At 41.4% G+C, this 25,213-nt stretch carries 30 protein-coding genes, 1 tRNA gene and 3 pseudogenes; 27 read left to right on the forward strand and 7 right to left on the reverse strand.

Translation table 11 applies throughout. The annotated features are described in order from the left end of the window. Positions 1-51: 51 nt before the first annotated feature. From leuB to C7I86_RS07580, 10 genes and pseudogenes are all read left to right on the forward strand, one after another. Complete coding sequence (leuB, locus tag C7I86_RS07535) at positions 52-1,140, forward strand: 3-isopropylmalate dehydrogenase (protein WP_010872653.1); 1,089 nt, start codon at positions 52-54, stop codon at positions 1,138-1,140. Between the two features lie 218 nt (positions 1,141-1,358). Further along, positions 1,359-1,625 carry a hypothetical protein gene (locus C7I86_RS07540; RefSeq protein WP_010872654.1) on the forward strand — a complete coding sequence of 89 codons (267 nt, stop codon included), beginning with the start codon at positions 1,359-1,361 and terminating at the stop codon, positions 1,623-1,625. 20 nt (positions 1,626-1,645) lie between these two features. After that, positions 1,646-2,569, forward strand: coding sequence for a 2-carboxy-1,4-naphthoquinone phytyltransferase (menA, locus tag C7I86_RS07545; protein ID WP_010872655.1), 924 nt, complete (start codon positions 1,646-1,648; stop codon positions 2,567-2,569). Between the two features lie 25 nt (positions 2,570-2,594). Next, complete coding sequence (locus C7I86_RS07550; protein ID WP_020861758.1) at positions 2,595-3,284, forward strand: pentapeptide repeat-containing protein; 690 nt, start codon at positions 2,595-2,597, stop codon at positions 3,282-3,284. Between the two features lie 109 nt (positions 3,285-3,393). Next, positions 3,394-4,449: an aldo/keto reductase gene (locus C7I86_RS07555; RefSeq protein ID WP_010872657.1), complete on the forward strand. Its 1,056-nt coding sequence runs from the start codon at positions 3,394-3,396 to the stop codon at positions 4,447-4,449. A gap of 167 nt (positions 4,450-4,616) precedes the next feature. Next, positions 4,617-6,221 carry a GTPase HflX gene (gene hflX / locus C7I86_RS07560; RefSeq protein ID WP_010872658.1) on the forward strand — a complete coding sequence of 535 codons (1,605 nt, stop codon included), beginning with the start codon at positions 4,617-4,619 and terminating at the stop codon, positions 6,219-6,221. Positions 6,222-6,391: 170 nt separating this feature from the next. Further along, positions 6,392-7,468: an IS701-like element IS4Sa2 family transposase gene (locus C7I86_RS07565; protein WP_010872659.1), complete on the forward strand. Its 1,077-nt coding sequence runs from the start codon at positions 6,392-6,394 to the stop codon at positions 7,466-7,468. Positions 7,469-7,688: 220 nt separating this feature from the next. Next, the gene (locus tag C7I86_RS07570; RefSeq protein WP_010872660.1) at positions 7,689-8,348 is read left to right on the forward strand and encodes an IS3 family transposase; all 660 of its coding nucleotides are present in this window, start codon (positions 7,689-7,691) and stop codon (positions 8,346-8,348) included. Between the two features lie 121 nt (positions 8,349-8,469). Next, complete coding sequence (locus C7I86_RS07575) at positions 8,470-8,571, forward strand: hypothetical protein (RefSeq protein ID WP_230401105.1); 102 nt, start codon at positions 8,470-8,472, stop codon at positions 8,569-8,571. A 152-nt stretch (positions 8,572-8,723) separates the two neighbouring features. Continuing rightward, a pseudogene (locus tag C7I86_RS07580) lies at positions 8,724-9,292 on the forward strand (IS630 transposase-related protein); the annotation flags it as partial. Here the strand turns inward: C7I86_RS07580 and C7I86_RS07585 are convergent. Genes C7I86_RS07585 through C7I86_RS07595 form a run of 3 tightly spaced genes read right to left on the reverse strand, consistent with a single transcriptional unit; the run spans position 9,196 to position 11,530 of the window. Beyond that, the gene (locus C7I86_RS07585) at positions 9,196-9,633 is read right to left on the reverse strand and encodes a DUF86 domain-containing protein (RefSeq protein WP_010872662.1); all 438 of its coding nucleotides are present in this window, start codon (positions 9,631-9,633) and stop codon (positions 9,196-9,198) included. The pseudogene C7I86_RS07580 and the gene C7I86_RS07585 sit on opposite strands and share 97 nt — an antisense overlap. After that, a complete protein-coding gene (locus C7I86_RS07590) occupies positions 9,626-9,916 on the reverse strand; it encodes a nucleotidyltransferase family protein (protein WP_010872663.1) in 291 nt (96 codons plus the stop codon). Before C7I86_RS07590 ends, C7I86_RS07585 begins: the two co-directional genes overlap by 8 nt. Before the next feature lie 30 nt (positions 9,917-9,946). Next, positions 9,947-11,530 carry a leucyl aminopeptidase gene (locus tag C7I86_RS07595; protein ID WP_285891542.1) on the reverse strand — a complete coding sequence of 528 codons (1,584 nt, stop codon included), beginning with the start codon at positions 11,528-11,530 and terminating at the stop codon, positions 9,947-9,949. A 51-nt stretch (positions 11,531-11,581) separates the two neighbouring features. On the opposite strand from C7I86_RS07595, the gene C7I86_RS07600 reads away from it, so the two are divergent. The 6 genes from C7I86_RS07600 (at position 11,582) to C7I86_RS07625 (ending at position 14,913) form a co-directional block, all read left to right on the forward strand. Further along, positions 11,582-11,654: transfer RNA gene (locus C7I86_RS07600), tRNA-Phe, on the forward strand. Between the two features lie 202 nt (positions 11,655-11,856). Further along, positions 11,857-12,042, forward strand: a complete 186-nt coding sequence (locus C7I86_RS07605; protein WP_010872665.1) for a hypothetical protein — start codon at positions 11,857-11,859, stop codon at positions 12,040-12,042. Positions 12,043-12,095: 53 nt separating this feature from the next. Continuing rightward, the gene (locus C7I86_RS07610) at positions 12,096-12,359 is read left to right on the forward strand and encodes a type II toxin-antitoxin system Phd/YefM family antitoxin (protein WP_010872666.1); all 264 of its coding nucleotides are present in this window, start codon (positions 12,096-12,098) and stop codon (positions 12,357-12,359) included. Further along, entirely contained in the window at positions 12,356-12,616 is a 261-nt protein-coding gene (locus C7I86_RS07615; protein ID WP_041425816.1) for a Txe/YoeB family addiction module toxin, read from the forward strand. Before C7I86_RS07610 ends, C7I86_RS07615 begins: the two co-directional genes overlap by 4 nt. A 224-nt stretch (positions 12,617-12,840) precedes the next feature. Continuing rightward, positions 12,841-13,701, forward strand: a complete 861-nt coding sequence (locus tag C7I86_RS07620) for an ABC transporter permease (RefSeq protein ID WP_071822651.1) — start codon at positions 12,841-12,843, stop codon at positions 13,699-13,701. 111 nt (positions 13,702-13,812) lie between these two features. Further along, positions 13,813-14,913, forward strand: a complete 1,101-nt coding sequence (locus C7I86_RS07625; RefSeq protein ID WP_223211365.1) for a polysaccharide ABC transporter ATP-binding protein — start codon at positions 13,813-13,815, stop codon at positions 14,911-14,913. 36 nt (positions 14,914-14,949) lie between these two features. Here C7I86_RS07625 and C7I86_RS07630 read toward each other — a convergent pair. The 4 genes and pseudogenes from C7I86_RS07630 to C7I86_RS07640 all read right to left on the reverse strand — a co-directional run. Next, positions 14,950-15,516 (reverse strand): annotated as a pseudogene (locus tag C7I86_RS07630) (IS4-like element IS4Sa family transposase); the annotation flags it as partial. Positions 15,517-15,542: 26 nt separating this feature from the next. Continuing rightward, a complete protein-coding gene (locus C7I86_RS07635; RefSeq protein ID WP_369932496.1) occupies positions 15,543-16,130 on the reverse strand; it encodes a transposase in 588 nt (195 codons plus the stop codon). Then, the gene (locus C7I86_RS19115; protein WP_010871315.1) at positions 16,031-16,390 is read right to left on the reverse strand and encodes an IS630 transposase-related protein; all 360 of its coding nucleotides are present in this window, start codon (positions 16,388-16,390) and stop codon (positions 16,031-16,033) included. The genes C7I86_RS07635 and C7I86_RS19115 overlap by 100 nt, the downstream gene beginning before the upstream one ends. A gap of 65 nt (positions 16,391-16,455) precedes the next feature. Beyond that, positions 16,456-16,914: pseudogene (locus C7I86_RS07640) on the reverse strand (IS4-like element IS4Sa family transposase); the annotation flags it as partial. A gap of 105 nt (positions 16,915-17,019) precedes the next feature. On the opposite strand from C7I86_RS07640, the gene C7I86_RS07645 reads away from it, so the two are divergent. From C7I86_RS07645 to C7I86_RS07690, 11 genes are all read left to right on the forward strand, one after another. Beyond that, positions 17,020-17,451 (forward strand): sugar phosphate isomerase/epimerase, encoded by a 432-nt coding sequence (locus C7I86_RS07645; protein WP_223211366.1) that lies wholly within the window; start codon positions 17,020-17,022, stop codon positions 17,449-17,451. Next, positions 17,441-17,914, forward strand: coding sequence for a CBS domain-containing protein (locus C7I86_RS07650; protein WP_010872673.1), 474 nt, complete (start codon positions 17,441-17,443; stop codon positions 17,912-17,914). The genes C7I86_RS07645 and C7I86_RS07650 overlap by 11 nt, the downstream gene beginning before the upstream one ends. A gap of 69 nt (positions 17,915-17,983) precedes the next feature. After that, complete coding sequence (locus C7I86_RS19120; RefSeq protein ID WP_010872674.1) at positions 17,984-18,343, forward strand: IS630 transposase-related protein; 360 nt, start codon at positions 17,984-17,986, stop codon at positions 18,341-18,343. After that, positions 18,253-18,831: an IS630 family transposase gene (locus tag C7I86_RS07655; protein ID WP_223211245.1), complete on the forward strand. Its 579-nt coding sequence runs from the start codon at positions 18,253-18,255 to the stop codon at positions 18,829-18,831. The genes C7I86_RS19120 and C7I86_RS07655 overlap by 91 nt, the downstream gene beginning before the upstream one ends. Further along, positions 18,800-19,837 carry a DegT/DnrJ/EryC1/StrS aminotransferase family protein gene (locus C7I86_RS07660; RefSeq protein ID WP_010872675.1) on the forward strand — a complete coding sequence of 346 codons (1,038 nt, stop codon included), beginning with the start codon at positions 18,800-18,802 and terminating at the stop codon, positions 19,835-19,837. Before C7I86_RS07655 ends, C7I86_RS07660 begins: the two co-directional genes overlap by 32 nt. 26 nt (positions 19,838-19,863) lie before the next feature. Beyond that, the gene (locus C7I86_RS07665; RefSeq protein WP_020861762.1) at positions 19,864-21,426 is read left to right on the forward strand and encodes a beta-3-deoxy-D-manno-oct-2-ulosonic acid transferase; all 1,563 of its coding nucleotides are present in this window, start codon (positions 19,864-19,866) and stop codon (positions 21,424-21,426) included. After that, the gene (locus C7I86_RS07670; protein ID WP_010872677.1) at positions 21,423-22,253 is read left to right on the forward strand and encodes a glycosyltransferase family 2 protein; all 831 of its coding nucleotides are present in this window, start codon (positions 21,423-21,425) and stop codon (positions 22,251-22,253) included. Before C7I86_RS07665 ends, C7I86_RS07670 begins: the two co-directional genes overlap by 4 nt. A gap of 13 nt (positions 22,254-22,266) precedes the next feature. Continuing rightward, a complete protein-coding gene (locus tag C7I86_RS07675) occupies positions 22,267-22,824 on the forward strand; it encodes a 6-hydroxymethylpterin diphosphokinase MptE-like protein (protein WP_020861763.1) in 558 nt (185 codons plus the stop codon). Beyond that, positions 22,814-23,059: a hypothetical protein gene (locus C7I86_RS07680; protein ID WP_020861764.1), complete on the forward strand. Its 246-nt coding sequence runs from the start codon at positions 22,814-22,816 to the stop codon at positions 23,057-23,059. Before C7I86_RS07675 ends, C7I86_RS07680 begins: the two co-directional genes overlap by 11 nt. 30 nt (positions 23,060-23,089) lie before the next feature. Beyond that, positions 23,090-24,349 carry a glycosyltransferase gene (locus C7I86_RS07685; protein WP_199303574.1) on the forward strand — a complete coding sequence of 420 codons (1,260 nt, stop codon included), beginning with the start codon at positions 23,090-23,092 and terminating at the stop codon, positions 24,347-24,349. Positions 24,350-24,356: 7 nt separating this feature from the next. Continuing rightward, positions 24,357-25,193: an FkbM family methyltransferase gene (locus C7I86_RS07690; protein ID WP_010872680.1), complete on the forward strand. Its 837-nt coding sequence runs from the start codon at positions 24,357-24,359 to the stop codon at positions 25,191-25,193. Positions 25,194-25,213 lie beyond the last annotated feature (20 nt).

Consider the following 25,213-nt stretch of genomic DNA (forward strand, 5'->3'; position numbering starts at 1 on the left):
CCCGTTTAAATTTACTTATTTGATCAAAGTTTTTTCAGTTCTTCCACTACCATGTCCCAGACCTATAACGTAACCCTGCTCCCCGGTGATGGCATTGGCCCCGAAATTATGGCGGTGGCGGTGGCGGTGTTAGGCAAAGTGGCCGACCAGTTTGGCTTTGCGTTTAATTTTCAAGAGGCTTTAATTGGCGGAGCGGCCATTGATGCCACAGGGCAACCCCTACCGGAGGCAACCCTAGCCCAAGCAAAGGATAGTGATGCGGTACTCTTAGCGGCGATCGGGGGTTATGCCTGGGACAATTTACCCCGTTCTCAAAGGCCGGAAACTGGTTTGCTTGCCATTCGGGAAGGGTTGGGGCTATTTGCCAATTTACGTCCTGCGACGATCTTCCCCCAATTGATTGACGCTTCCAGCCTGAAACGGGAAGTGGTGGAAGGGGTGGATATTATGGTGGTGCGGGAACTAACCGGCGGCATTTATTTTGGTAAACCGAAGGGTATTTTCGAGACGGAAACGGGGGAAAAACGGGGGGTCAATACCATGGCTTACACCGTGGGAGAAATTGACCGCATTGCTAAGGTTGCTTTTGAAACGGCTCGTAAACGACGCGGGCAACTCTGTTCAGTGGATAAGGCTAACGTATTAGATGTGTCCCAACTGTGGCGGGATCGGGTCATGGCGATCGCCGTAGATTATCCCGATGTGGAACTGTCCCATTTATATGTGGATAATGCGGCCATGCAATTGGTGCGGAGTCCCAGACAATTTGACACCATTGTGACGGGCAATTTATTTGGTGATATTCTTTCCGACATTGCCGCCATGTTAACCGGCAGTATTGGCATGTTACCCTCCGCCAGTTTGGGCAGTGATGGCCCTGGGTTATTTGAGCCCGTCCACGGTTCCGCCCCGGATATTGCCGGCCAGGATAAAGCTAACCCCCTAGCCCAGGTGCTCAGTGCCGCCATGATGTTGCGCTACGGTTTGGATCAACCCCAGGCGGCCGATCGCCTTGAGGATGCAGTGAAAAAAGTTTTAGAACAGGGTTACCGCACCGGTGATATTCTTTCTCCTGGCACACAATTGGTGGGCTGTCGGCAAATGGGAGAGCAATTGTTGAGCATCCTAGATGAAATGTAACGACCATTGCCCTTGGCTAAAAACTAGACAAACTCTGCCCTATTAATTTCCCCACGGCCAGGCGGTTCGGGTCAAATTAGATCTTGGTCGGATAACTAAGAATCTTCTGGGGTGGCCCTTACGTCAAACCCTATTGTTATTTATGATGATGGCTAACCTGGCTGACATTTTTCGGTCAATGGCTACAACACATATGCGTCCTGAGTGGGGAGTTTGTTATGGTTTTTATTCCTGATGAGAGCGATTTTGATGTGGAGTACAGGAGCGTACCCATGCCCCTAGACCCCAAAATGTTGCGGATGGCCCGACGCATTTATCGCAGTTACCGCATGCTCCACCCCCGATCCCAAAAGCAGCCTCTGGGCATTGCTATCCATAAAGAAACCCACCGGGGTCAACTGATGTTCAATCGTCAGCCAGTGCTGTTGCCAGGGGAATGTTTCGTACCCTTAAACCAACTGGAAGCGGAAGCCCAGGTAGTTTGAACTAGCTTCATCCCTCTGTTATGACCGAATCTTCGCCCCTAGCACCATCGACGGCCCCGGCAACCCGCAAACTTTGGTTAGCGGCCATTAAGCCCCCCATGTACACGGTGGCAGTGGTGCCCATTACCGTTGGTTCGGCGGTGGCCTATGGCCTTACTGGGCAGTGGCATGGTGATGTTTTTACCATCTTTTTGCTGTCGGCGATCGCCATTATCGCTTGGATTAACCTGAGCAATGATGTGTTTGACAGTGACACGGGCATTGATGTGCGTAAAGCCCATTCGGTGGTTAATTTGACCGGCAATCGCAATCTAGTTTTTTTAATTAGTAACTTTTTCTTGCTAGCTGGTGTGCTGGGGCTAATGAGCATGAGCTGGCGAGCCCAGGATTGGACAGTGTTGGAGTTAATTGGGGTGGCCATATTTTTGGGCTACACCTACCAAGGGCCCCCTTTTCGCCTCGGCTACCTAGGATTGGGGGAATTGATTTGTTTAATTACCTTTGGCCCCCTGGCGATCGCCGCCGCCTATTATTCCCAGAGCCAAAGTTTTAGCTGGAATTTGCTTACGCCTAGCGTTTTTGTGGGCATCAGCACGGCGATTATTCTTTTTTGCTCCCACTTCCACCAGGTAGAAGATGACCTGGCCGCCGGCAAAAAATCCCCCATTGTTCGTTTAGGCACCAAGTTGGGGTCCCAGGTTTTAACCCTGTCGGTTGTTAGTCTTTATCTAATTACGGCGATCGGCGTTTTGTGTCATCAGGCTCCATGGCAAACGTTACTGATAATTGCCAGTCTGCCCTGGGCAGTGCAATTAATTCGCCATGTGGGGCAATATCATGACCAGCCGGAGCAAGTCAGTAACTGTAAATTTATTGCTGTTAATTTACATTTCTTCAGCGGCATGTTAATGGCTGCGGGCTATGGCTGGGCTGGCCTGGGCTAAGGACTACCACCGCCAGTGGGTTAAGATGAATTACATTATGAGCAATGGTTTGTCCCCTACCCCCATCAACGCCCCAGGCTGGTTAAACAGTGGGGTTGCTAGTCTTTTGGTCAATGGCCATGTTCCCCAAGGCTTAGAACTGACCAATCAAAATTTGGCTGGGTTAGTGTTTCCCCATGGGGACCTCAGCCAGGTCGCCTTGATCGGCTGTGATTTACGCTTTGCCAATCTGGAAGGGGCGGATTTGACGGATGCCAATTTGATTGCTGCCAGTCTGCACAAAAGCAATTTGCGTCGGGCTAACCTCTGTCGGGCCACCCTCAATCGCTGCAATTTGAGTGAGGCGGATCTAACTGAAAGTGATGCTAACGAAGCCCTTTTTTGTCAGGCTGTTTTTACCGAAGTGGAAGCCCACGGCTTAAGACTTTACCGAGCTAAGGTCAGCCAAGCCCAATTAATGGGAGCCCATCTCCACCAAGCCTATGCTCCGGAGGCAGATTTTAGTGCGGTGGCGGCGATCGCCGTTGATTTGCGCTGGGCTAATTTAAGAAAGACTAATTTTCGGGGGGCGGATTTACGCTATGGCAATTTTCGGGGGGCGAATCTAACCCAGGCGGATTTTACCGGGGCCAACCTGAAAGGAGCTAATTTACGGGGGGCAAACTTAGTGGGCACTAACCTGCAACGGGCCGACCTCAGTGATGTTACTTGGTAGATGAAAAGATTTTGATCTCAACTCTGATAAAAACAATAAAAACTGACCTTTGCAATACCGTCGTTTTGGCCGCACCAATCTGAATTTATCTGTTTTTTCCCTGGGCACCATGCGGGGCTTAGGCAATCGCCAGCAATTTGTGGCTACGGTGGAAAAGGCTCTAGCCGGGGGCATTAACCACATCGAAACAGCGGCGGCCTACGGAGAAAGCGAAGTTTATTTGGGGGAGTTACTGAAGGAATATAATCGCTCCGATATTTACCTCACCAGTAAAGTTTGTCCCACGGAGAACTCAGCACAATTTATCCAGGGCCTTGACCGTTCTCTGCAACGACTCCAGGTGGATTATTTAGACTGCTTTGCTATCCATGGCATTAATACCTCCGAGCATTGGCAATGGTTACAGCAATTGTGGCCGGCGATAGAAAGAGCCCAACAACAGGGAAAATTTAAACATCTTGGCTTTTCTACCCACGGTAGTTTGCCCCTAGTACAAGAGGTCGTTGCTTCGGGAAAATTTGCCTTTGTTAACCTGCATTATTACTGGTTTAATCAGCATCTTGCCCCGGCGATCGCCTCAGCCTATGGGCACGATATGGGCATTTTCATCATTTCCCCTGCTGACAAGGGCGGTCAACTATACACACCAACCGTAACTTTGCAGAACCTCTGTCAACCCTTTACCCCTTTGGGTTTAACCTACCGTTTTCTCTTGAGCGATGCTCGCATTACAACCCTGAGTCTTGGCCCCGCCATTCCCCAGGAATTGAATGAACCTCTATCCCTTGGCGATCACCTGGAGCCATTGAGTGAGCAAGAACAGAGAATTTTGCAAAATTTGCTTGACCATCAAAAACAAGCATTGGGTACGGATGCCTGCCACCAGTGTTATCAATGTTTGCCCTGCCCGGAGGAAATTAACATTCCCGAAATTCTACGTCTACGCAATTTAGCTGTCGCCTTTGATATGCAAAGTTTTGGTCAATATCGCTATCAAATGTTGGAAAATGCGGGGCACTGGTTTCCCGGTAAAAAAGGCGATCGGTGTACCGACTGCGGGGATTGTTTGCCCCGGTGTCCCCATAATCTGGCCATTCCCGAGCTTTTGCGGGATACTCACCAACGGTTGCGGGGTAAAAGCCGTCGTCGTTTATGGCAGGATTGATCATTAGGCTATAAATTCAACTTCTGTTTTTTGCCTCCATAATCTACCAATTAGGACTAAAGCCTATCGATACCATCTACGGCCAAACCCAACGGCTTAAAACCAGTCAAATTAAGCAACTAAAGCGCCTCTATCAACAGCGTCTCCCCGGCGATCGCCTGCTAACGGTGGAATTAGCCCAGCGTTTGGGGGCCATCAGTCAGGAAATTAAACAGCCGGTTTCAGTGTATGTGAACCGACGGGGGCAAATTATCCGGGTGGGGGTAGGTACGCCCCGACAAACCCAAATTCCGCCCTTGGAATTGCCCCGCTATGGGGAAAAACGACTATCCGGCATTCGTTGCCTCACCACGGATTTAAAGGGCGAAGCCCCCAGGGAATCTAGTTTAATTGCCATGGCCCTGCAAAGATTGGATGCCCTAGTGGTGCTAAGCGTTACTGGCCAGGGTTTTGCTAAACGGGGTGGCGGCGTCACAGGCTATATAGACACGGGGTATTTGGCCCATTTATTGCCCCAAAGCAGTGACGATATGGGGGATAGGGTAGCCGATTGGGTGGTTTCCCCAGCGGTGGCCTTGGAAGATTTGGCCGAAGAAGCCATCCTCGATTTGGTGGAAAGCCTAGAGGCGGAATTTGAACGGGAATTCATCGCCCGTCAGGTGGAAGCAGGGCAGGAAAGGGTCTTGGTGATGGGACTTAAAACCAGTGAGTTGGATGACCAGAGCTTTGCGGAAGGTTTGACCGAGTTAGAACGACTGGTGGATTCCGCCGGGGCCCAGGTGCTCCAGGTCATGCAGCAAAATCGCAGTAAACCCCATCCCCAAACCGTAGTGGGGGAAGGAAAAGTGGAAGAGTTGGCCTTGGCAGTGCAAACCACGGGGGCCAATCTAGTGGTTTTCGACCGGGATCTGTCCGCTGCCCAGGTGCGGAACCTAGAGCAACGCTGTGGAGTTAGGGTCATTGACCGCACGGAATTAATTTTGGATATTTTTGCTCAGCGGGCCCAATCCAGGGCCGGTAAATTACAGGTGGAATTGGCCCAATTAGAATACCTGCTACCCAAATTGGTGGGTCGAGGCCAGGGCATGTCCAGGTTGGGGGGAGGCATCGGCACTAGGGGGCCAGGGGAAACCAAGCTGGAAACGGAACGGCGCACCATCCAAAGTCGCATTGCCAAGCTACAAAAGCAGGTTAATGAGTTACAGTCCCATCGCTCCCGGCTAAGGAATCAACGCCAACAACAGGCTGTCCCCACCGTGGCGATCGTCGGTTACACCAATGCGGGCAAATCTACTTTACTTAATGCTCTCACCCAAGCGGATATTTACGCCGCGGACCAATTGTTTGCCACGTTGGACCCCACCACCAGGCGTTTATCCTTGTTGGATCCGGAGAATCAAACCTACCATCCCATTTTGCTAACGGATACGGTGGGCTTTATCCATAAATTGCCCGACGCTTTGGTGGATGCGTTTCGGGCCACGTTAGAAGAAGTAACGGAGGCGGATCTACTGCTCCAAGTGGTGGACCTATCCGACCGAGCTTGGCGACGGCAAATTGCCTCAGTGGCTAATATTTTGGCAGAAATGCCTCTTGCTACGGCCCCCATGGTGATGGTGTTCAACAAAATTGACCAGGTGCCCAGCGAAGCTTTAGCAGCGGCCCAAGCGGATTATCCCGAGGCAATTTTCCTGGCGGCGGCCCAGGGCATTGGCTTGGAAACTCTGAAAAAACGTTTACTAGAGCAAATTCTGACGGATTTGACTGATTAGTGTCTATTTCACACTAATTATCGCTCTTCTATCATTGTGGGTAGGATAAAATGGAGAAGATAGTCTGAAATGCAGAGGTGGTATATGGTTGCCCTACGTGAAGCAAAAGAAACAGTACAATTCATTGACAAATACTGCGAAGGATACAGAGACTTATTTTATTTCCAGAAGTGAGAAGCTTTGAATACTTGCATCTAGGATTAATTGCGAATATCAAGAGAAAAACCTTCCCAGAAATAGCTAAGGTAGTAGGACTAGAAAATGGACAAGGATTTGACTATTTCTTCGGTAAAAGCCCTTGGTTGTTAGAGGAGGTGAGGGAAAGAAGAATTAATAAAATTCTGAGTTTTGCGGAAGGAGAAGCAATAACAATGCTCATAGACGAAACAGGGGATAGGAAAAAAGGAAGAAAGACAGATTATGTTGCGCGTCAGTATATTGGCAATCTAGGAAAAATAGAAAATGGAATAGTAGAGGTGATGTGTTATGGAATTATAAAGGGAATGACAGTACCATTAATCAGCAAAGTATATAAATCAGAGACAAGACTAAAAGAGGGGGATAAATACAAAAGTAAACCAGAGATAGCAGGGGAAATTATCAAAGAAATAAAAGAGCTTGGTTTCAATATAAAGGTAGTACTAGCAGATAGTGAATATGGAGAGAGCAGCGAAAACTTTGTAAGAGTATTAGAAAAAGAAAATCTAGAATATGTACTAGCTATAAGGAGTAATCATGGAGTCTGGCTTGGGAAAGAGGAAAGAGTAAGAGCGAACAAATGGGGAAAATTTGAGAGAGAATTTGCAAGTGGAAAGTCGGAAATAAGATACGTGAGAGAAATTATTTATGGAAAGAGAGGGGAAAAAAGATATTGGCAAGTAACGAATAACAAGGAGAAAATGCCGTCAAATTCAACGTATTGTATTATGACAAAAGTATCAGAAATAAAATATAAAGAAGTGGGTAACTTATATGGAGCAAGGAACTGGATAGAGTATGGATTAAAGCAAATAAAGAATGAACTGGAGTGGGCAGATTTTAGAATGATGGACTATTCCAGAATAGAAAAATGGCGGGAAATAGTGATGAGCGTATATTTAATGGCAAGTCTTCAGATAGAAAATTTGCCTCCGCATGATAACTCCTTAAACAAATCAAAACAGACTAGGGAGATAGCTTATCAGAATATACAAAAACATCCTTGGTGGAATCAAAAAGTGGATGGAAAAACATACTTAACAACATGAGATTAATAATTCACCCATTATGTTACTTTAATTTATTAAAGCGGTTGATGACGGTGATTTATACACCTCAGTTATTGAGAAACTTCCATTGCTTATTTGACAAATTGAAGAAGGCAGTAATGGCCTTAGGAGACCTTATTATTGCTCCAATTATTTTACCTTCCCACCTACACTGATAGAAGAGCGATATTTGAAGACACTCTTTTATGGGAGTCGAAAAATGACAGCTTACTTGCGAGAGCAAGGTTATTTTGTGAATCGAAAAAGAGTGATCAAGCTAATGCACAAACTGGGACTACAGACAATCTATCAAAAAAAGCGAACCAGTGTCAGCAATCCAGAAAATCTAGTGTATCCCTATTTAATTAGGAAGTTAGAGATTAATCGAGCCAATCAAGTATGGTGTACAGATATCACCTATCTGCCGATTGGCAAAGGATACTATTATTTGGTTGTTATCATGGACTGGTATAGCAGACGAGTCTTATCGTGGCGTATCAGTAACACAATGGATGTTAAGTTTTGCTGTAACGCTTTGGAAGAAGCCTTGGAAAAATATGGCAAACCTGAAATCTTTAATAGTGACCAAGGAAGCCAATTTACTTCTAAAGAATTTACTCAGATTCTGCTTCAGGCTGAAGTAAAAATCAGCATGGATGGCAGGGGAAGATGTTTCGATAACATTTTTATCGAAAGATTATGGCGTTCCCTTAAATATGAGCTAATTTATATTTATGAGTTTGAGGATGGAAGACATTTAAATCAGGAGATTAAAAACTGGATTAACTGGTATAATTATGAAAGATTTCATCAAGCTCTAGATTATCAGACACCTTATTTTGTTTACCAGCAAAATCTAAGTACATTACCCGTCACCTAATCTCTTGCTCGATTCCTGATTTTCAGAGCTTTCCTCTCTACATTTCTGGCCTGACTTTTGGGATCCACTTCAATATCAACTGGAGCTTTTATCTTTTGGCAAAGCTCGAGAACTTGCCCAGATGGAATACCGTGACTTCTCTACTCTATTGGGGGAAAGGAACATTACCCGACATTATACCGAAATCGAGCTGGCTGAAGATTTAGATTATGCTCACCGTTAGCAAAACCTCACCCCTGATCAGTTTGATGATTATCGATTTGTCTCTGAATTACTTCAAGTTGGGATAACAATTCGGGAATATAGTCATTTCAATTAACGATGAGAGAATTTAATGTAAAATTATGGAGTGTACAAAATGAACAGGTTTAAACAATGGCTTACAGTTTAGATTTAAGGCAAAGGGTAGTAGCTTATATAGAAGCTGGAGGAAAAATAACTGAGGCTTCCAAGATATATAAAATAGGAAAAGCCTCGATATACAGATGGTTAAATAGAGTAGATTTAAGCCCAACAAAAGTAGAGCGTCGCCATAGGAAATTAGACTGGGAAGCTCTAAAAAAAGACGTAGAAGAAAATCCCGATGCAAGATTGATAGACAGAGCCAAGAAATTTGGAGTGAGGCCGAGTGCCGTATATTACGCATTAAAGAAAATGAAAATAAACAGAAAAAAAAAAGAACTACGTTATCGAGAAAGAAACCGGGAGGAACGAGTTAAGTACTATAGAATGTTAAGAGAACTAATTAAGCTCTATGGTAGTCAAGCTATAGTTTACATAAATACAAGCCTGGATTCGAAGCAATCCAGGCTTGTATTTATGCCTGGTCAAAAAAAGGAAAAAAAGTTTATGGAGATAGACAAGGAAAAAGGGGAGTCAGAGAAAATCTAGTAGCAGGGAGAAGAAAAGGAAAAAAAGATTTGATTGCGCCGATGGTTCTTACTGTGGCGTTTAGCGTCTCAGCTTTATTTGAAACTACTATATTGTCTCGAATAATGCTCCAGACAGTATCGTTATCAATGCCCAAATAACCGTGAATAAGACGATTGCGGGTGGTAATGATCTGTCGCCAAGGGACCTCTGGGTGTGTGGCTCGTATCTCATTAGGAATATGGGTAGCCGCCTCGCCAATTAATTCTAGATTTCGTAAAGTGGCATCATAGTTAATTTCGCTGGCGATAAAGGTTTCCTGATCCATTTCTATGGTGTAGGCCAGCGCTTTTTTAGCAAAGCAAATCATGTCGTCAATGTAAAAATGCCATTCCCGATTGGGAGATTTAGACATCTATTTTTTCCTGTTCGATCTGGGAGCGTAATTCTGGTCTGAGGGCCTTTTCTGTTGCTAGGTCCACGGCACAACCTAACAAGTCTTCTAGATAAAACTGCACTCCGAAATACCGGTGGGATGTGGCAGGTCCATCGAAGCTGACGAGAATATCTACATCACTATGGGGACCAGCTTCATCCCTTGCGGTGGAACCAAACAGTGCTAACTGGGTAACACCAAAACGAGATTGTAAATCTGGTTTACTTTGACTTAGCAATTGCAGGACTGATTGGCATTTCATTGTTCATCAATAACATGAACCACTGAGGGACTATTCCGCTAATCCCAATACCCATTGCACTAGGGTCCGTACTGGATAGCCCGTGGCACCAGCATTGTGAACTCCATTTTGCTTATCAGTCCACACAGGCCCTGCAATGTCTAAATGGGCCCAGGGAGTTTCCTTGATGAATTGTTGTAAAAATAACGCCGCTGTAATGGAACCACCGGAACGGGGCCCCGTATTTTTCATATCGGCGATCGGGGATTTGAGACCTTCAAAATATTTGGATTCCATGGGCATTTGCCAGAATTTTTCCCCCGCCTTATCGGCCGCCACTTTGAGTTCATCGGCCAATTCCTGATTGGGACTCCATAAGCCACCAATGTCATCCCCCAGAGCTACAATACAGGCCCCGGTTAATGTGGCTAGATCAACGATCGCCTCTACACCAAGTTTTTCCGCAAATACTAGGGCATCGGCCAGGGTAAGGCGACCTTCCGCATCGGTATTATTTACCTCAATGGTTTTGCCGTTGGAGGCGGTGAGAATATCCCCTGGGTGCATCGCCGTGCCACTGATCATATTTTCCGTAGCGGCACAGATAAAATGTATTTCTACGTTAGGTTTCAATTGGGCGATCGCCTTAGCAGCCCCGAGGGTAGCACCGCCGCCCCCCATATCCATTTTCATCGTTTCAATGCCACTACCTGCACCTTTGATGTTTAAACCACCGGAGTCAAAGGTGAGACTTTTGCCGATGATCGCCAACTTTTTCACCGGATTAGCAGGGCGATAGGTGAGATGAATAAATTGCGGTGGTAACTCGGAAGCTTTCGCCACCCCCAGAAATGCCCCCATGCCTAGGGCCTCACATTCTGTCTGCCCCAGCACTTCCAATTCTAAACCGTAGGTCTGGGCCAATTCCGTGGCAATTTCCGTAAAGGTTAAGGGGGTGACTTCGTTGGCCGGAGCCGCCACCATTTCCCGGGCCAGAATTACCCCGGAGACAATTTTTTCTGCTTTACCAATGGCTGTTGACTGTTCCCCCAAGCCTAGCAATTCCACAGTGGTCAGCTTAATTTCCTTATCTTCAGGATCGGACTTGAAGCGATTATCTTGATGCAGGGCTAGTAAAATTCCTTCGGTCAAAATTGCCGCTGTTTGCGCTGGATCATGCTCCCGTTGGGGCAAACTCACCCCTAGGGTTTTAACTTTTTCTCCCTTGGCCAACCGGGCGATCGCCGCCGCCCCATCTCCTAACACCTGGCTGTTAAATTTTTCAATTTCCCCCAGTCCCACTAGAATCAGCTTTTTGATTGGGGTTTTACTGCCCACCCGAGACACCAACTTTTGTCCCGCTTTACCCTTAAACTCCTTTTCCTCAATCAGTTCCCGCAATACCCCTTCCAGGCGATCGTCCAATTGGGTCAGGTCCCCAGTAATTTCCGTTGCATTTTCAAAAAATCCCAGGGCCAGGGCATCTCCCTGCCAAGTCAAAGCTGTGTAGTCGGTTCCGCGGATCTGCATCGCTGTTTGTTTTTCTGTTGAGGGACTGTCCGTCCCCCATTTTGCCACACTCCCATAACCGCTGGCGATCGGGCAGTTAATGCCCCGGTTTATGGATTTGTCCAAAGAGCTTGTCAAGGTTGATACTTCTTGGTATGTTGTTAATGCGCTAAAAAAGCCGGGATAGCTCAGTTGGTAGAGCAGTGGACTGAAAATCCTCGTGTCGGCGGTTCAAGTCCGCCTCCTGGCATCACAAAACTCCTTATATAACTGTGCGGCGACACACTGTGTTGGTCATCGGTTACATATTGGGGGAGACGTTGTTTAATTTTACGGTAATGGCAGATTTAGCAAATTATCTAACTGGTTTAGGGTAACGGTTTGTTACGAGTGTTAAGGGTTGGGAGTTTGTTGGGTAGGCTAATGATTGTCGGTTCTAAATTAGAATTCCTATGTCGGACGTGATGATCCGGGTAGAAAATTTAGGCAAAAAGTACATGATTGGCCACCAAGCAGAGGGGCGGTCTAATTATGGGTTGTTGCGGGATGTGCTAGCAGATGGGGCCAAGTCCCTGGTAAAGCGGTTTACGGGCCGGGACAAAGGCGGTCGCCAAAATAGTTCCCTCCTCTCCAATTGATGAAATAAGATAAATTAAGTAGCAAATTTGATCAATATCTACAAGGATTAAAAATGGAAACCATTAATTATCAACAATTCTCTGAAAAACTGCCCACTTTGGTAGAAAAAATAGGTAATGAGCAAGAACCTCTCTGTCTAGAGCTTCCGAATTATTTACGAGCTGTTATTATATCTGAGCAAGATTACCGTAGTTTGATGGAAACTGTTTATCTGTTGAGTAACCCTGTTAATGCTGAAAAGTTATTAACTACCGCTAGTCGATCAATTGATCAAGCTACATCGTGGACAAAAGTAAAAAATGACTTAGGACTATGAAGGAAGTTGTTTTAGATTCGCAGGCAATTGAAGATATAAAGTGGTGGATTCAACAAGATAAAAAGTTAGCGTTAAAAATCATGGAATTAATTGAGACGCTACCAAAATCACCTTTTGCCGGCAAAGGAAAACCAGAAAAACTTCGTTTTAATTTGTCAGGTTTTTGGCCACGGCGCATTACTCAAGAGCATCGCCTAGTTTACGAAGTCACCGATGATTTCATTCGTGTTGTCAGTTGTCGTTATCATTACCGATAGCATTAATCGTATTTCGGTCGATCAAGTAACGGTTTGTTACGGGTGTTAAGGGTTGGGGGTTTGTTGGATAAGCTGATGAGTGTCGGTTCTCGATTAGGATTCCTATGTCGGACGTGATGATTCGGGTGGAAAATTTAGGCAAAAAGTACATGATTGGTCACTAGGCAGAAGGAAGGGTGAATGATAATCACTCAACACGTTTGTATTTAAACAAAGTCAATATAATGACCCATCGTCAATCGCAACCAGTCATTGTTTATACGCCGGAGAGTCGTTTACGGCATCCTGTTATTCTACTTCGGGAGATGAGACGGGATTTATTGGCGTCTCGCGGTCTGGCTTGGCAGTTGTTGGTGCGGGATATTAAGGCTCAGTATCGGCAGTCGTTGTTGGGGGTATTTTGGGCTTTTTTGCCACCGATTGTGACGGCGGTGGCGTTGTTGGTGGCGAAGGATGTGGGGGCGATCAATGTGGGGGCAACGTCGATTCCTTATCCGGCCTATGTGATGTTTAGTATGGCGTTATGGCAAACGTTTGTGGAGGCCTTGAATGGCCCTGTGGCGGCGGTGGGGGCGGCGAAACCGATGTTGGCGAAGATCAATTTCCCGAGGGAGGCGTTGATTTTGGCAAAGTTAGGGGAAGTATTTTTCAATTTTGGGATTAAGTTACTGTTGATTGTGGCTTTGTTTATCTGGTTTCGGATTCCGGTGAGTGAGATGGTGATCTTGGCGCCGGTGGCGTTAGTCCATTTGGTGGGGTTGGGGACGGGAATTGGGTTATGGTTATCGCCGTTGGGGGCGTTGTATCAGGATATTGGCCGGGCAATTCCCTTGTTGATGACGCCTTGGTTGTTGTTAACGCCGGTAATTTATCCACCACCAACTAAGGGTTGGTTTAGTGTGTTGGTGAACTGGAATCCGGTGACGCCGTTGTTGGTAACGGTGCGGGATTTGGCGACGGTGGGGATGGTATCGGAACCAGCAGGGTTTTGGTGGGCTAGTGGGTTGATGGTAATTTTGCTGTTGTCAGGGTGGTTGTTTTACCGTTTGGCGATGCCGTTTATTGTTGAGCGCATGAGTAGTTGATCACTAAAGGCGTTGAAACAAGCCCTTAATGGGTAACGGTTTGTTACGGGTGTTAGGGGTTGGGGCTTGGTTGGGTATGCTGGTGGCTAATGCTTTATGGGAGTGGATGGGATGACCCAGGTGTTGCCAAGGCTGGAGCCGATCGCCGGCGGCGGTAGTGATGTGGTGCTGTCGGTGCAGGGGGTATCGAAGAAGTTTTGTCGTAGTCTGAAACGCTCTCTGTGGTATGGGGTGCAGGATATTGCGGCGGAGATGGTGGGGCGGGGTAGTCGTCGGGATCTGAGACCAGATGAGTTTTGGGCGTTGAGGGATATTAGTTTTGAGTTGCGGCGGGGAGAGGCGTTGGGCTTAGTGGGGGCCAATGGCGCAGGGAAAACGACGCTGTTACGCATTATTAGTGGTCTGATTAAGCCGGATGAGGGGGAGGTAAAAATTCGCGGACGGATTGCGCCGTTGATTGCGTTGGGGGCGGGGTTTAATCCAACCTTGACGGGGAGGGAGAATATTTACACAAATATGTCGATTTTGGGGTTGACGAGGCAGGAAATTGATGATCGATTTGAGGATGTGGTGGCGTTTGCGGAGATTGGGGAGGCGTTGGATGCGCCGGTGCAGAGTTATAGTTCGGGGATGACGGCGCGGTTGGGGTTTGCTTGTGCAATTCATGTTGAACCAGAAATTTTATTGATTGATGAAGTTTTAGCGGTTGGGGATATTAGGTTTCGGAGTAAGTGTTATGAACGTTTAACCGAATTACAAAAACATCAAGTTTCATTCATTCTAGTGACTCACGCCGCTGATATGATTACTCGCATTTGTGAAACGGCTCTTTATCTCAAGAAGGGGCAACAAAGTCTATGGGATAAGTCAGAATTAGTGATGAAAACTTACGATGATGATTTATTTGGAAATAATCAAGAGTCTAGTGATTTTTTTATAAATCAGGAACGTAAAATTTTGGAAATAACCGATGTTGGTCCCAAGAAAGATGCTGTTATTCGCTACATTGCTTTCGAGGATGAAAATGGTAATGTTCTTCCAGAGATTCGGTCTGGAGAAGGTATGCAACTTTGTATTGGTTGTCAAGTCAATACCAAAATTGAAGATTTTAATGTAGGTTTGGGCATTCAAGGATTTTCTTTTGGGATGTTTGATAAAATTTTAGTCATGAATACATTCAGAATCGTTGAATGGCACTTATGTACGACCTAAAAATAGACAGAATAATCCTACAGCAAAGCAAATTCATCACCTTAGTGCTAACTCCCTTAGCCAGTGTACATAGCTTATTTTTTCACACATGAAAGCCTGTAAATAACGTAGTTTGTCTAACATTGTTGTACCTGCTTCTTTTGGGATTACCAGTAATTTTAGTATTAAATAAGCAATTATACAGGTATAGATTTGAATCCCAATTGCATTCTCATTTTTGGCAATCAGTCTATTCAGCTTTAAGTGCATTTTTAAGAATTTCCATAAAAATTCTATTTGCCATCTTTTTTTATAAATTTCTGCTATTTTTTCATCACTAACTCCTTCTATTTCTTTACTTTCTATAGGTAAATTTGTAACCAATCTAAACTCTGAATTATCATGGGTGAATATTACCACTCTACTCTCTATTTTATTCTTTCCAGTTCCAACCATATAGTTATCATTGGCTAATTTTTCTAGCTTTATATTATTCTTTATTCTTAATACATGATATTTGTTATTCTCCTTTTGTAATCTCTTGATTCTCTGTAAGTCACAAAATCCTCTATCCATTACTGCTACTCCATTTTCTGGAGTCTCTTCTATTGTTTCATTCCCATATAGTAGTTTCAAATAAAGCTGAGACGCTAAACGCCACAGTAAGAACGGATAATTTCATCAAGAGACGTGTCAATAGGAGCGTACATTCTAGCTCGTTTCAAGGCACTAAAGTCATGCTCAATATCATTTAAATCAGGAGAATATTTCGGCAAAAAAAGAACTTCATGACCTGCTTCTTTAGCCAATTCTTTAATGGCAGTTTTACGATGAATAGGAGCATTATCCATTATTAATATTGATGGAATGTCGAGGGAGGATAGCAAATATAATTTTAACCATCCTTCAAAGCCTTCTGCATTCAAACTCCCGGTAAAAACCATCGGCGCAATCAAATCTTTTTTTCCTTTTCTTCTCCCTGCTACTAGATTTTCTCTGACTCCCCTTTTTCCTTGTCTATCTCCATAAACTTTTTTTCCTTTTTTTGACCAGGCATAAATACAAGCCTGGATTGCTTCGAATCCAGATTCATCTATGTAAACTATAGCTTGACTACCATAGAGCTTAATTAGTTCTCTTAACATTCTATAGTACTTAACTCGTTCCTCCCGGTTTCTTTCTCGATAACGTAGTTCTTTTTTTTTCTGTTTATTTTCATTTTCTTTAATGCGTAATATACGGCACTCGGCCTCACTCCAAATTTCTTGGCTCTGTCTATCAATCTTGCATCGGGATTTTCTTCTACGTCTTTTTTTAGAGCTTCCCAGTCTAATTTCCTATGGCGACGCTCTACTTTTGTTGGGCTTAAATCTACTCTATTTAACCATCTGTATATCGAGGCTTTTCCTATTTTATATATCTTGGAAGCCTCAGTTATTTTTCCTCCAGCTTCTATATAAGCTACTACTCTTTGCCTCAAATCTAAACTGTAAGCCATTGTTTAAACCTGTTCATTTTGTACACTCCATAATTTTACATTAAATTCTCTCATCGTTAATTGAAATGACTATATTTATTATCATGACCTTGTCCAAAGTGAATTACTATTCCCCCCGGAATCCCTGTTGATAAGTTAATCCCACTGAATACTTTTACCTGATGAAATCCAAGGTTCCACATCAACTTACTAGTTATGCTGACAATGGTTGAATCGAGAGGAAATATTTCTAATTCTCCCTGCTTAATTTCCTTCCTTTTCGACAATTCCTTTTTTAAGGAAAATATTATTTCTCTAAAAACTCCCACATCCCTTTTTTTGCTTGCCTTTGAGAATGTAGATATATCGACTGTCTCTCCTCGTAAGTTCAGTCTTTTAAACATACTCCTCATGCTTGTCTGGCTCTGGTCTAACACTAATCCTAACCAGATACTCACAAACTTAAATGTGTCTAATACTGGGTAGTCATCTTTAGGAAAATTAGATAGATAAGTTTTGACAATATGTCCAAAATTTGATATCATCGCTTCAATTATTCTAATATTTCTGCCCTTTATTCTATCATTTTAAAGGGCTTTTTTTCTCTTTATAACTATCGTTCAACACTTCTGATAGAAACCTTACAACAATTGGCTGGTAGTGACTTAAAAATTTATTTGGAAAATAATGTTTTGTTGAATTACACGCAAAAACTCTATGCACCAGAAAATCCCTTACTGATGACTGACTATCAAGGTTATTTAGAACTACAGCAGTATCTAAATTTTAACTTATTATTAGATGTTGCTCACTTAAAAGTAAGTTGTAATTCATTAGGTTTAAATTTTGATGAACAACTTGATAAACTTCTTCCCCTTTCTAATTATGTTCATTTGAGTGATAACGATGGAAAACATGACCAAAATCAAGGATTTACTCAAGACGGTGAACTCCTACATAAACTGAAAAAATATGATTTTACAGGTAAAACAATCACCTTAGAGATTTATCATCAGGTTGAAACAATTCAAGAACAATATCAATTAATTAAACAGGAGTTAGGATTGACTCATGATAGTTAACCACGATAAACAAATCAACGCCATGAGTTTGCTCGCTAACAGTACCATTCGGCAAACCATGCAAGCCATCGATCAAGGAGGGTTAGGAACAGCCTTACTCATTGATCCTGATACCGAATATTTTGTCGGCTTAGTCACTGATGGCGATATTCGGCGGGCTTTGCTTAAGGGATTGGGTTTAGAATCTCCAATCTCTCAGGTAAGTCGCCCTGCTTCCATAACTGCCCGTTTAGGCATGACTCCTAGCGAAATTGCTGCCTTGTTCAGTCAGCCTGTGCGGATTGTTCCCTTACTGGATGACCAAGGAAAAGTTGCAGATATAGCCATTTTTGACAAAAGAATTCGCTTACCTGTCGCTGAACCCTCTTTAGGCGAAAAAGAACTTGCCTATGTCAATGAATGCATGTTAACGGGCTGGGTATCGTCCGCCGGAAAATTTGTTACCCGCTTTGAAGATTTATAGTCATTTCAATTAACGATGAGAGAATTTAATGTAAAATTATGGAGTGTACAAAATGAACAGGTTTAAACAATGGCTTACAGTTTAGATTTGAGGCAAAGGGTAGTAGCTTATATAGAAGCTGGAGGAAAAATAACTGAGGCTTCCAAGATATATAAAATAGGAAAAGCCTCGATATACAGATGGTTAAATAGAGTAGATTTAAGCCCAACAAAAGTAGAGCGTCGCCATAGGAAATTAGACTGGGAAGCTCTAAAAAAAGACGTAGAAGAAAATCCCGATGCAAGATTGATAGACAGAGTCAAGAAATTTGGAGTGAGGCCGAGTGCCGTATATTACGCATTAAAGAAAATGAAAATAAACAGAAAAAAAAAGAACTACGTTATCGAGAAAGAAACCGGGAGGAACGAGTTAAGTACTATAGAATGTTAAGAGAACTAATTAAGCTCTATGGTAGTCAAGCTATAGTTTACATAGATGAATCTGGATTCGAAGCAATCCAGGCTTGTATTTATGCCTGGTCAAAAAAAGGAAAAAAAGTTTATGGAGATAGACAAGGAAAAAGGGGAGTCAGAGAAAATCTAGTAGCAGGGAGAAGAAAAGGAAAAAAAGATTTGATTGCGCCGATGGTTTTTACCGGGAGTTTGAATGCAGAAGGCTTTGAAGGATGGTTAAAATTATATTTGCTACCCTCCCTCGACATTCCATCAATATTAATAATGGATAATGCTCCTATTCATCGTAAAACTGCCATTAAAGAATTGGCTAAAGAAGCAGGTCATGAAGTTCTTTTTTTGCCGAAATATTCTCCTGATTTAAATGATATTGAGCATGACTTTAGTGCCTTGAAACGAGCTAGAATGTACGCTCCTATTGACACGTCTCTTGATGAAATTATCCGTTCTTACTGTGGCGTTTAGCGTCTCAGCTTTATTTGAAACTACTATATTTGCTGAATTTTGCGGAACAAAATATGCAGTAGCAGTTAGCAGTGGTACTGCCGCGTTGCATTTGGCTCTCCTCGCCTTAAATATTGGTGCCGGTGATGAGGTAATTGTTCCAACGTTAAGTTTTATCGCTACGGCTAATGCAGTTACTTACACAGGAGCTAAACCCATTTTTGTGGATAGTGAATGGGAAACATGGAATATTAACCCTGATTTAATTGAAGCTGCCATTACTCCTCGCACCAAAGCCATCATGCCCGTTCATCTCTATGGACATCCTGCGAAAATGGACAAAATTCTCGATATTGCTCAACGCTATCATTTAGCTGTGATTGAAGATGCAGCAGAAGCTCACGGCGCAACTTATCAGGGAAAAACCGTTGGAAGCTTAGGAGATTTGGGGATTTTTAGCTTTTATGGTAATAAAATTGTAACCACAGGGGAAGGCGGCATGATAGTTACTGATGACGAAGAATTAGCACAAAAAATTCGTATTCTCAAAGACCATGGAATGTCGAAAAAACAAAGATACTGGCATCCTATTTTAGGATATAACTACCGCATAACTAATATTCAGGCAGCTTTAGGAGTTGCTCAAATGGAGCGAATTAATAAAATACCTGAGGCTAAACGACGCATTGCCCAACTGTATGAACAAGAATTGTTACAAATTCAAGGCTTAACTTTACCTCCGCGTCAACCCTGGGCAGAAAGCGTCTTTTGGTTATACACGATTTTAATTAATCAGGACAAACTGGAATTAAATCGAGATCAATTAATGTCGAGGTTGCAAGAAAAAGGAATTGAAACCAGACCTTTGTTTATTCCTATTCATCGTCAGCCCATTTATAACACTCATCAGTCATTACCTGTAGCTGAATCATTAAGCAAGAATGGGTTAAGTTTACCTAGTTTTGTTACCTTGTCTAATGAAAATCTTTATCAAATTATAGACTCGATTAAAAAAGTTATCAGTTAACCCTCAAAACAAGAAAGATCATGTTCATGCAGAAAATACAAGCCAAATTTTACTCTTTAAAAACTAGACTAATTAATAAATTTATTAGGCTATCTCCTTGGTGTTATGATATTTACTATCGCTATTTTACTTCTTGGCAACAAGGCTCAATTAAGGGAATATATTTACACCCATCATGGAAAAAAAATGCAAATCATGTTCTCATATTTACTCAGCGATATTGGCTAATTCATACAGCAGTGGAAAGTGCTTTTGCCAAAGAACTTCAAACACAAGGTTGGAATGTAACAGTTGTAGGATGTGATCAAGCCATAAGAACTTGTGATAATATGATGTATGGTCAAACCTTAGAAACAAAACCCTTAACACATCAGTGTAGTTACTGCTCTTATCTATTAAAGAAACTTTGTCAAAGAGTGGGAGTGAATTATATTTCTATTCGTGAATATTTAGAAAGAAATCCTGTTCAATCTGATAGTTTGCCATACCGAGACTATGAAAAAATTGTTTGGTGTTCATGGGTAAGATTGTTAAGAAGTCAACATCCTCAAGAGCAAGAAGAATTTGCTCTGCGTCATTCTCTAGTAGAAAGTTGTCAAACAATTGATCGATTTTTAACCCATTATTTAGAACATAACAAAGTAGATCAAGTAATTATGTTAAATGGCAAGTTTTTTGCTGAACAACTTTTGAGAGAACATTGTCACGAAAAAGATATTCCTTATATTTCCTATGAAAAGGGAACGTTTAAGGAAACTCTGGTATTTGCCAAAAATAAAGCGGCTATCCCTTATCCAACCTTAGAAAAATGGCAACAACGAAAAGATATTCCTTTAACCCAAGAACAAAAACAACGATTGTATGGGTATCTAGAACAAAGAAAAGTGGTTGGTAATGCTGGAATTGTTCCGTTATATTCAACCATGACTGAAGATCAAAAGCAACTTAGTCTTAAGTATGGAATTGATTTAACTAAAGATATAGTAGTCCTATTTACTAATGTCATTTGGGATTCTTCTGTTGTTTTAGAAGACACGATTTTTTCTAATATTTTTGAATGGATAACTACAGTAATTAATTTTTATATAAAAAATCAGGATACCCAATTGATTATTAGAATCCATCCTGCTGAAATCAAGATATCTCCACAGCAGCAAACCCGAGACAAAGTTCAAGATTTTATTCAATCAAAATTCCCTACTTTACCTAGTAATATTATTGTGATATCACCTCAAGATGACGCGAGTCCATATACTTTAATGAATTTGGCAAAAATTGGATTGGTTTATACTTCTACTACTGGATTAGAAATGGCTTTAAAAGAAAAACCTGTAATAGTTTGTAGTAATACTCATTATGCCAATACAGAGTTCGTTTACACACCTTTAAATACAAAAGAATTTTTAATCTTTTTGAGTCAAAATTTGCAACTACGCAATCAACAGTTAATTTACGCCGAAAGATATGCTTATATGCTGTATTTTGAATATATGATTCCTTATTCAAATTGGATTAATCAAAAAAATGCCAATTACAAATTCAAAACCGCTATATCTGAAATGAATCTTCTAAGGCAGGCGGAATTATGAACGAAGAAAAACAACAAGAATTATTGATATCAGTCATAATAACTAACTATAATTATGACCAATTTATTGACCAAGCTATTGAGAGTGTGTTAAGTCAAACATATTATAATTTTGAGTTAATTATTGTTGATGATGGCTCAACAGATAACTCAAGAGACGTTATTTCAAGCTATACAGATTCTCGGATAAAAGCCCTTGTAAAAAACAATGGAGGTCAAGCTTCTGCGTTTAATGCCGGGTTTGAGCAAGCAAACGGCGAAATTATTTGCTTTTTAGATAGTGATGATTGGTGGAAACCAGAGAAACTAGAAACTATTATAAGATGGCATTATTTTATTAATAAAGACTATGCCATATTCCAGCACGTTTTAGATGTTTGGTATGAAGGAAAAACTCGTCCCTATAAGCACATATTGCCCAGTGGTGATTGTTTTGCTGAAATGAAAAAAGTTAAGAAGCTCGATTTTTTCGTACCGACATCAGGACTATCATTTCCTAAAAAAATATTAGATAGGATATTTCCAATTCCTATCAAGTTTATAATTGCAGCAGATTCCTACATCATGAGAACCGCTTGTGTATTTAACATGGTATATTCTATTCCAAAATCTTTAGGTTTTTATCGTCAACATGATAATACTGTTTTTCTTAATCCCGATTTTGACCTGCAGCCATTTCTTAAAGAAATTTTAATTCCTGAGTTGAATCAATTTTATCAAAAATACAGGATAAACTATCAAATTGAAATATCAGACTACAATTTCAATGAGCGGAAAAAGAATAAAAAACAAAAAATTTTTGAATATCTAAAAAAAGTCTTTTTTTAAAGGAGGCATCAACTTGTTACTTTCTATGCTAATCACAAAACAATTATTCTTGTCTATAAAAAGCAAAGTTAAATTTTATTTATGGTATCTAAAATATGCCCTTAAACTGGCTTCTTTTAAAAACATTCATCAGGGAGAGGATTGTTTTATTATTGGGAATGGTCCCTCTCTCAATAAAATGGATTTGGCAAAACTAAATCAATATTATACCTTCGGACTCAATAAGATTTACTTGATTTTTGAGCGAGTTGATTTAAGTTTAAGTTATTATGTAACAGTTAATCGTTTGGTCATCGAACAATGTCAAAATGAAATTCAGAATTTTCGTTGTCCTTGCTTTCTTGAATTTACAAAATCAAAAGATATTATACCCTTCAAAGAGAATATTTATCGTTTAGCTACAACGGGAAGACCTTATATGTTTCAAACAGATATTACCCAAAAAATATGTGAAGGAAATACTGTAACTTATGTTGCCATGCAGCTTGCCTACTATATGGGGTTCAAAAGAGTCTTTTTGATCGGAGTAGATCACAACTTTAAATATTCAGGAAATCCTAATGAATCCTAATGAAAAGCAAATTTTAAATTCCGAAGACCCAAATCATTTTGATTCCCGATATTTTAGTAACCAAGAATGGAATTTGCCTGACTTGGAAGCCTCCGAACTAGCCTTTCACCTTGCAAATTTTCATTTCAAGCGAGATAGCAGAAAAATTTATGATGCAACCTTAGAAGGAAAACTTAATATTTTCGACAAAATTAGCTTTGAACAGGCACTTTCCATGGCGAAACCAAAAAATTAAAAATCATCATCAGCGTTATATTTAGTGGACATGAAATATCCTAGGATTTTAATTATTAATCCAGTTCCTTTTAATCATATTAATGCTAGCGGTATAACAACTAGTAACCTTTTTCGAGGTTGGCCGCTAGACAAAATTGCACAGATTTATAGCCATGAGAATGACAAATATATTGATCATAAAATTTGTCAGAACTATTTACATATAGTATCTAAATCTTTAATTCCTGAAAAGCTTACTTTGGAGGAGCTTAACAAGCCTCTTCAACGAATTTCTGATTTGCTTAGTGGTAATTCTTTAACTTTGGGGGGGTGGCTTGCTAATCCTAGTCCTATCTTAAAATGGATAAAAAATTTTAATCCGGAAATTATATATGCGCGTCCCTTAGATACACCTTATTTTTATTGGCGTTTACCCTACCAAATTTCAAGAAACCAAAATATACCTTATGCCATTCATATTATGGATGATTGGCCAGCACGCTATGGGCAAAGAAGCGGAATAATCGACAATTTTATCCGAAAACCAGCACTACAGAAACAACTCAAAAGATTAATAGAAAATTCTAGTCTCAATATTGGAATTTCAGAGCAAATGTGCAAAGCATTTGAAGAACGTTATAAAAGGCCATTCGTTACATTTCATAACTGTATAGAAATAGACAATTTTATAAATCAAGGCAAGACAGATAAACCTTCTGATAACTTACAAGTAGTTTATACTGGTTCGGTAACCGAGGATAAAGAACTAGGAAGCTTAATTGATATAAAAGACGTTATCCTATCGCTTAACACAAAAGGTTATCAAATTACATTAACTATTTATGCTCCTTCCATATATCAAGAAATTATTGATCAAAAACTTGCCATACCAAATGTAATTAAATATGGAGGATTTTTTCCCCCTGAACTTAAGCCCAATATCCTAGCAAATGCAGATTTGCTATTATTGCCACTGAATTTTGACGTCAAAAGTATTATCTATACTCAATACTCGTTCCAATCAAAGTTGCCCGAATATATGGCATCTGGTACGCCAATTTTACTGTATGGGCCAAATAATAATCCTAATATAGAATATGCTAAAAAGAATGACTTTGGATTCATTGTTACTGAAAATAATCAGAAAGAACTAACGAATTTTTTTTTACGTATCATTAAAGATCAGAAACTAAGAGAACATCAAGGTAAAATGGGACAAAGATTAGCTTTTGCCGACTTCAACGCTGAAGTGATTAGGGAAAGATTTCATAAATCACTTTGTCAAATCGCCCGAAACAAACTAGGTTAATCGTTTTATGAGTTTTTCTGAACATCATCTTGTTTCTATCTATCCCTTTCCCGCTCTTAGACCCGTCTTAATTGATGTCGGAAGCCATCAGGGGGGAGTGTCCCAGTTATTTGCCCAAAAAAACTGGAAAATCATTGCGTTTGAGCCTGAAACAAAAAACCGACAAGTCTTTGATAAAAATCTATCAGGCTTTGATAATGTCACCTGTATCCCAAAAGCCGTCTCTAATGTTACCGGTGATAAAGTCCCCTTTTATACCAGTCAAGAACACTTTGGCATCCATACCCTTAAACCCTTTCATCCAACCCATAAATTTGCCTACGAGGTAGAAACAATCCGTTTAGACGATGCGTTAAATGCCTTAAAAATAGACCAAGTTACTTTTCTAAAGATTGATATTGAAGGAGCTGATTTTTTTGCTCTGCAAGGCTTTGACTGGAAGAAATATCATCCAGAAGTCGTTATGGTCGAGTTTATGGACAACCGATCCCAGCCAAACTTTAGCTACACTCACCACGATATGGTCAACTACATGACAGAGCGTGGTTACATCACCTACATTTCGGAATGGGATGTTATCAAAGAGTATGGACGCTCCGGACAGACTAGCGAGCCTCATCGTTGGCTACAATGTGTCCGTTATCCCCTTAACCATGAACCAGCCTGGGGGAATCTGATCTTTATTACCCAGGGGAACGAATCAAAATTCGAGCAAACGTTAGCCCAATATCTAGAAAAATCGAAACATCAAGACCGTTGGGAAAAACTAAAGCAAATCTTTAAAAAATTGCCTGGAGTTCATGCTCTCTATCAGAAATTAAAATCAGGGTTTAAATCAATCTAGTCAATTATTGAATTATTCTC

Source organism: Synechocystis sp. IPPAS B-1465 (assembly GCF_003015225.1).
Classification (GTDB): domain Bacteria; phylum Cyanobacteriota; class Cyanobacteriia; order Cyanobacteriales; family Microcystaceae; genus Synechocystis.

Bases quoted from the DNA above. Each gene is read 5' to 3' on its own strand.
- leuB (WP_010872653.1), top strand. From the start codon at position 52: ATGTCCCAGACCTATAACGTAACCCTGCTCCCCGGTGATGGCATTGGC.
- C7I86_RS07540 (WP_010872654.1), top strand. From the start codon at position 1,359: ATGGTTTTTATTCCTGATGAGAGCGATTTTGATGTGGAGTACAGGAGC.
- menA (WP_010872655.1), top strand. From the start codon at position 1,646: ATGACCGAATCTTCGCCCCTAGCACCATCGACGGCCCCGGCAACCCGC.
- C7I86_RS07550 (WP_020861758.1), top strand. From the start codon at position 2,595: ATGAATTACATTATGAGCAATGGTTTGTCCCCTACCCCCATCAACGCC.
- C7I86_RS07555 (WP_010872657.1), top strand. From the start codon at position 3,394: ATGCGGGGCTTAGGCAATCGCCAGCAATTTGTGGCTACGGTGGAAAAG.
- C7I86_RS07570 (WP_010872660.1), top strand. From the start codon at position 7,689: ATGACAGCTTACTTGCGAGAGCAAGGTTATTTTGTGAATCGAAAAAGA.
- C7I86_RS07575 (WP_230401105.1), top strand. From the start codon at position 8,470: ATGGAATACCGTGACTTCTCTACTCTATTGGGGGAAAGGAACATTACC.
- C7I86_RS07585 (WP_010872662.1), bottom strand. From the start codon at position 9,633: ATGTCTAAATCTCCCAATCGGGAATGGCATTTTTACATTGACGACATG.
- C7I86_RS07590 (WP_010872663.1), bottom strand. From the start codon at position 9,916: ATGAAATGCCAATCAGTCCTGCAATTGCTAAGTCAAAGTAAACCAGAT.
- C7I86_RS07605 (WP_010872665.1), top strand. From the start codon at position 11,857: ATGTCGGACGTGATGATCCGGGTAGAAAATTTAGGCAAAAAGTACATG.
- C7I86_RS07610 (WP_010872666.1), top strand. From the start codon at position 12,096: ATGGAAACCATTAATTATCAACAATTCTCTGAAAAACTGCCCACTTTG.
- C7I86_RS07615 (WP_041425816.1), top strand. From the start codon at position 12,356: ATGAAGGAAGTTGTTTTAGATTCGCAGGCAATTGAAGATATAAAGTGG.
- C7I86_RS07620 (WP_071822651.1), top strand. From the start codon at position 12,841: ATGACCCATCGTCAATCGCAACCAGTCATTGTTTATACGCCGGAGAGT.
- C7I86_RS07625 (WP_223211365.1), top strand. From the start codon at position 13,813: ATGACCCAGGTGTTGCCAAGGCTGGAGCCGATCGCCGGCGGCGGTAGT.
- C7I86_RS19115 (WP_010871315.1), bottom strand. From the start codon at position 16,390: ATGGCTTACAGTTTAGATTTGAGGCAAAGAGTAGTAGCTTATATAGAA.
- C7I86_RS07650 (WP_010872673.1), top strand. From the start codon at position 17,441: ATGATAGTTAACCACGATAAACAAATCAACGCCATGAGTTTGCTCGCT.
- C7I86_RS19120 (WP_010872674.1), top strand. From the start codon at position 17,984: ATGGCTTACAGTTTAGATTTGAGGCAAAGGGTAGTAGCTTATATAGAA.
- C7I86_RS07660 (WP_010872675.1), top strand. From the start codon at position 18,800: ATGAAATTATCCGTTCTTACTGTGGCGTTTAGCGTCTCAGCTTTATTT.
- C7I86_RS07665 (WP_020861762.1), top strand. From the start codon at position 19,864: ATGCAGAAAATACAAGCCAAATTTTACTCTTTAAAAACTAGACTAATT.
- C7I86_RS07670 (WP_010872677.1), top strand. From the start codon at position 21,423: ATGAACGAAGAAAAACAACAAGAATTATTGATATCAGTCATAATAACT.
- C7I86_RS07680 (WP_020861764.1), top strand. From the start codon at position 22,814: ATGAATCCTAATGAAAAGCAAATTTTAAATTCCGAAGACCCAAATCAT.
- C7I86_RS07685 (WP_199303574.1), top strand. From the start codon at position 23,090: ATGAAATATCCTAGGATTTTAATTATTAATCCAGTTCCTTTTAATCAT.
- C7I86_RS07690 (WP_010872680.1), top strand. From the start codon at position 24,357: ATGAGTTTTTCTGAACATCATCTTGTTTCTATCTATCCCTTTCCCGCT.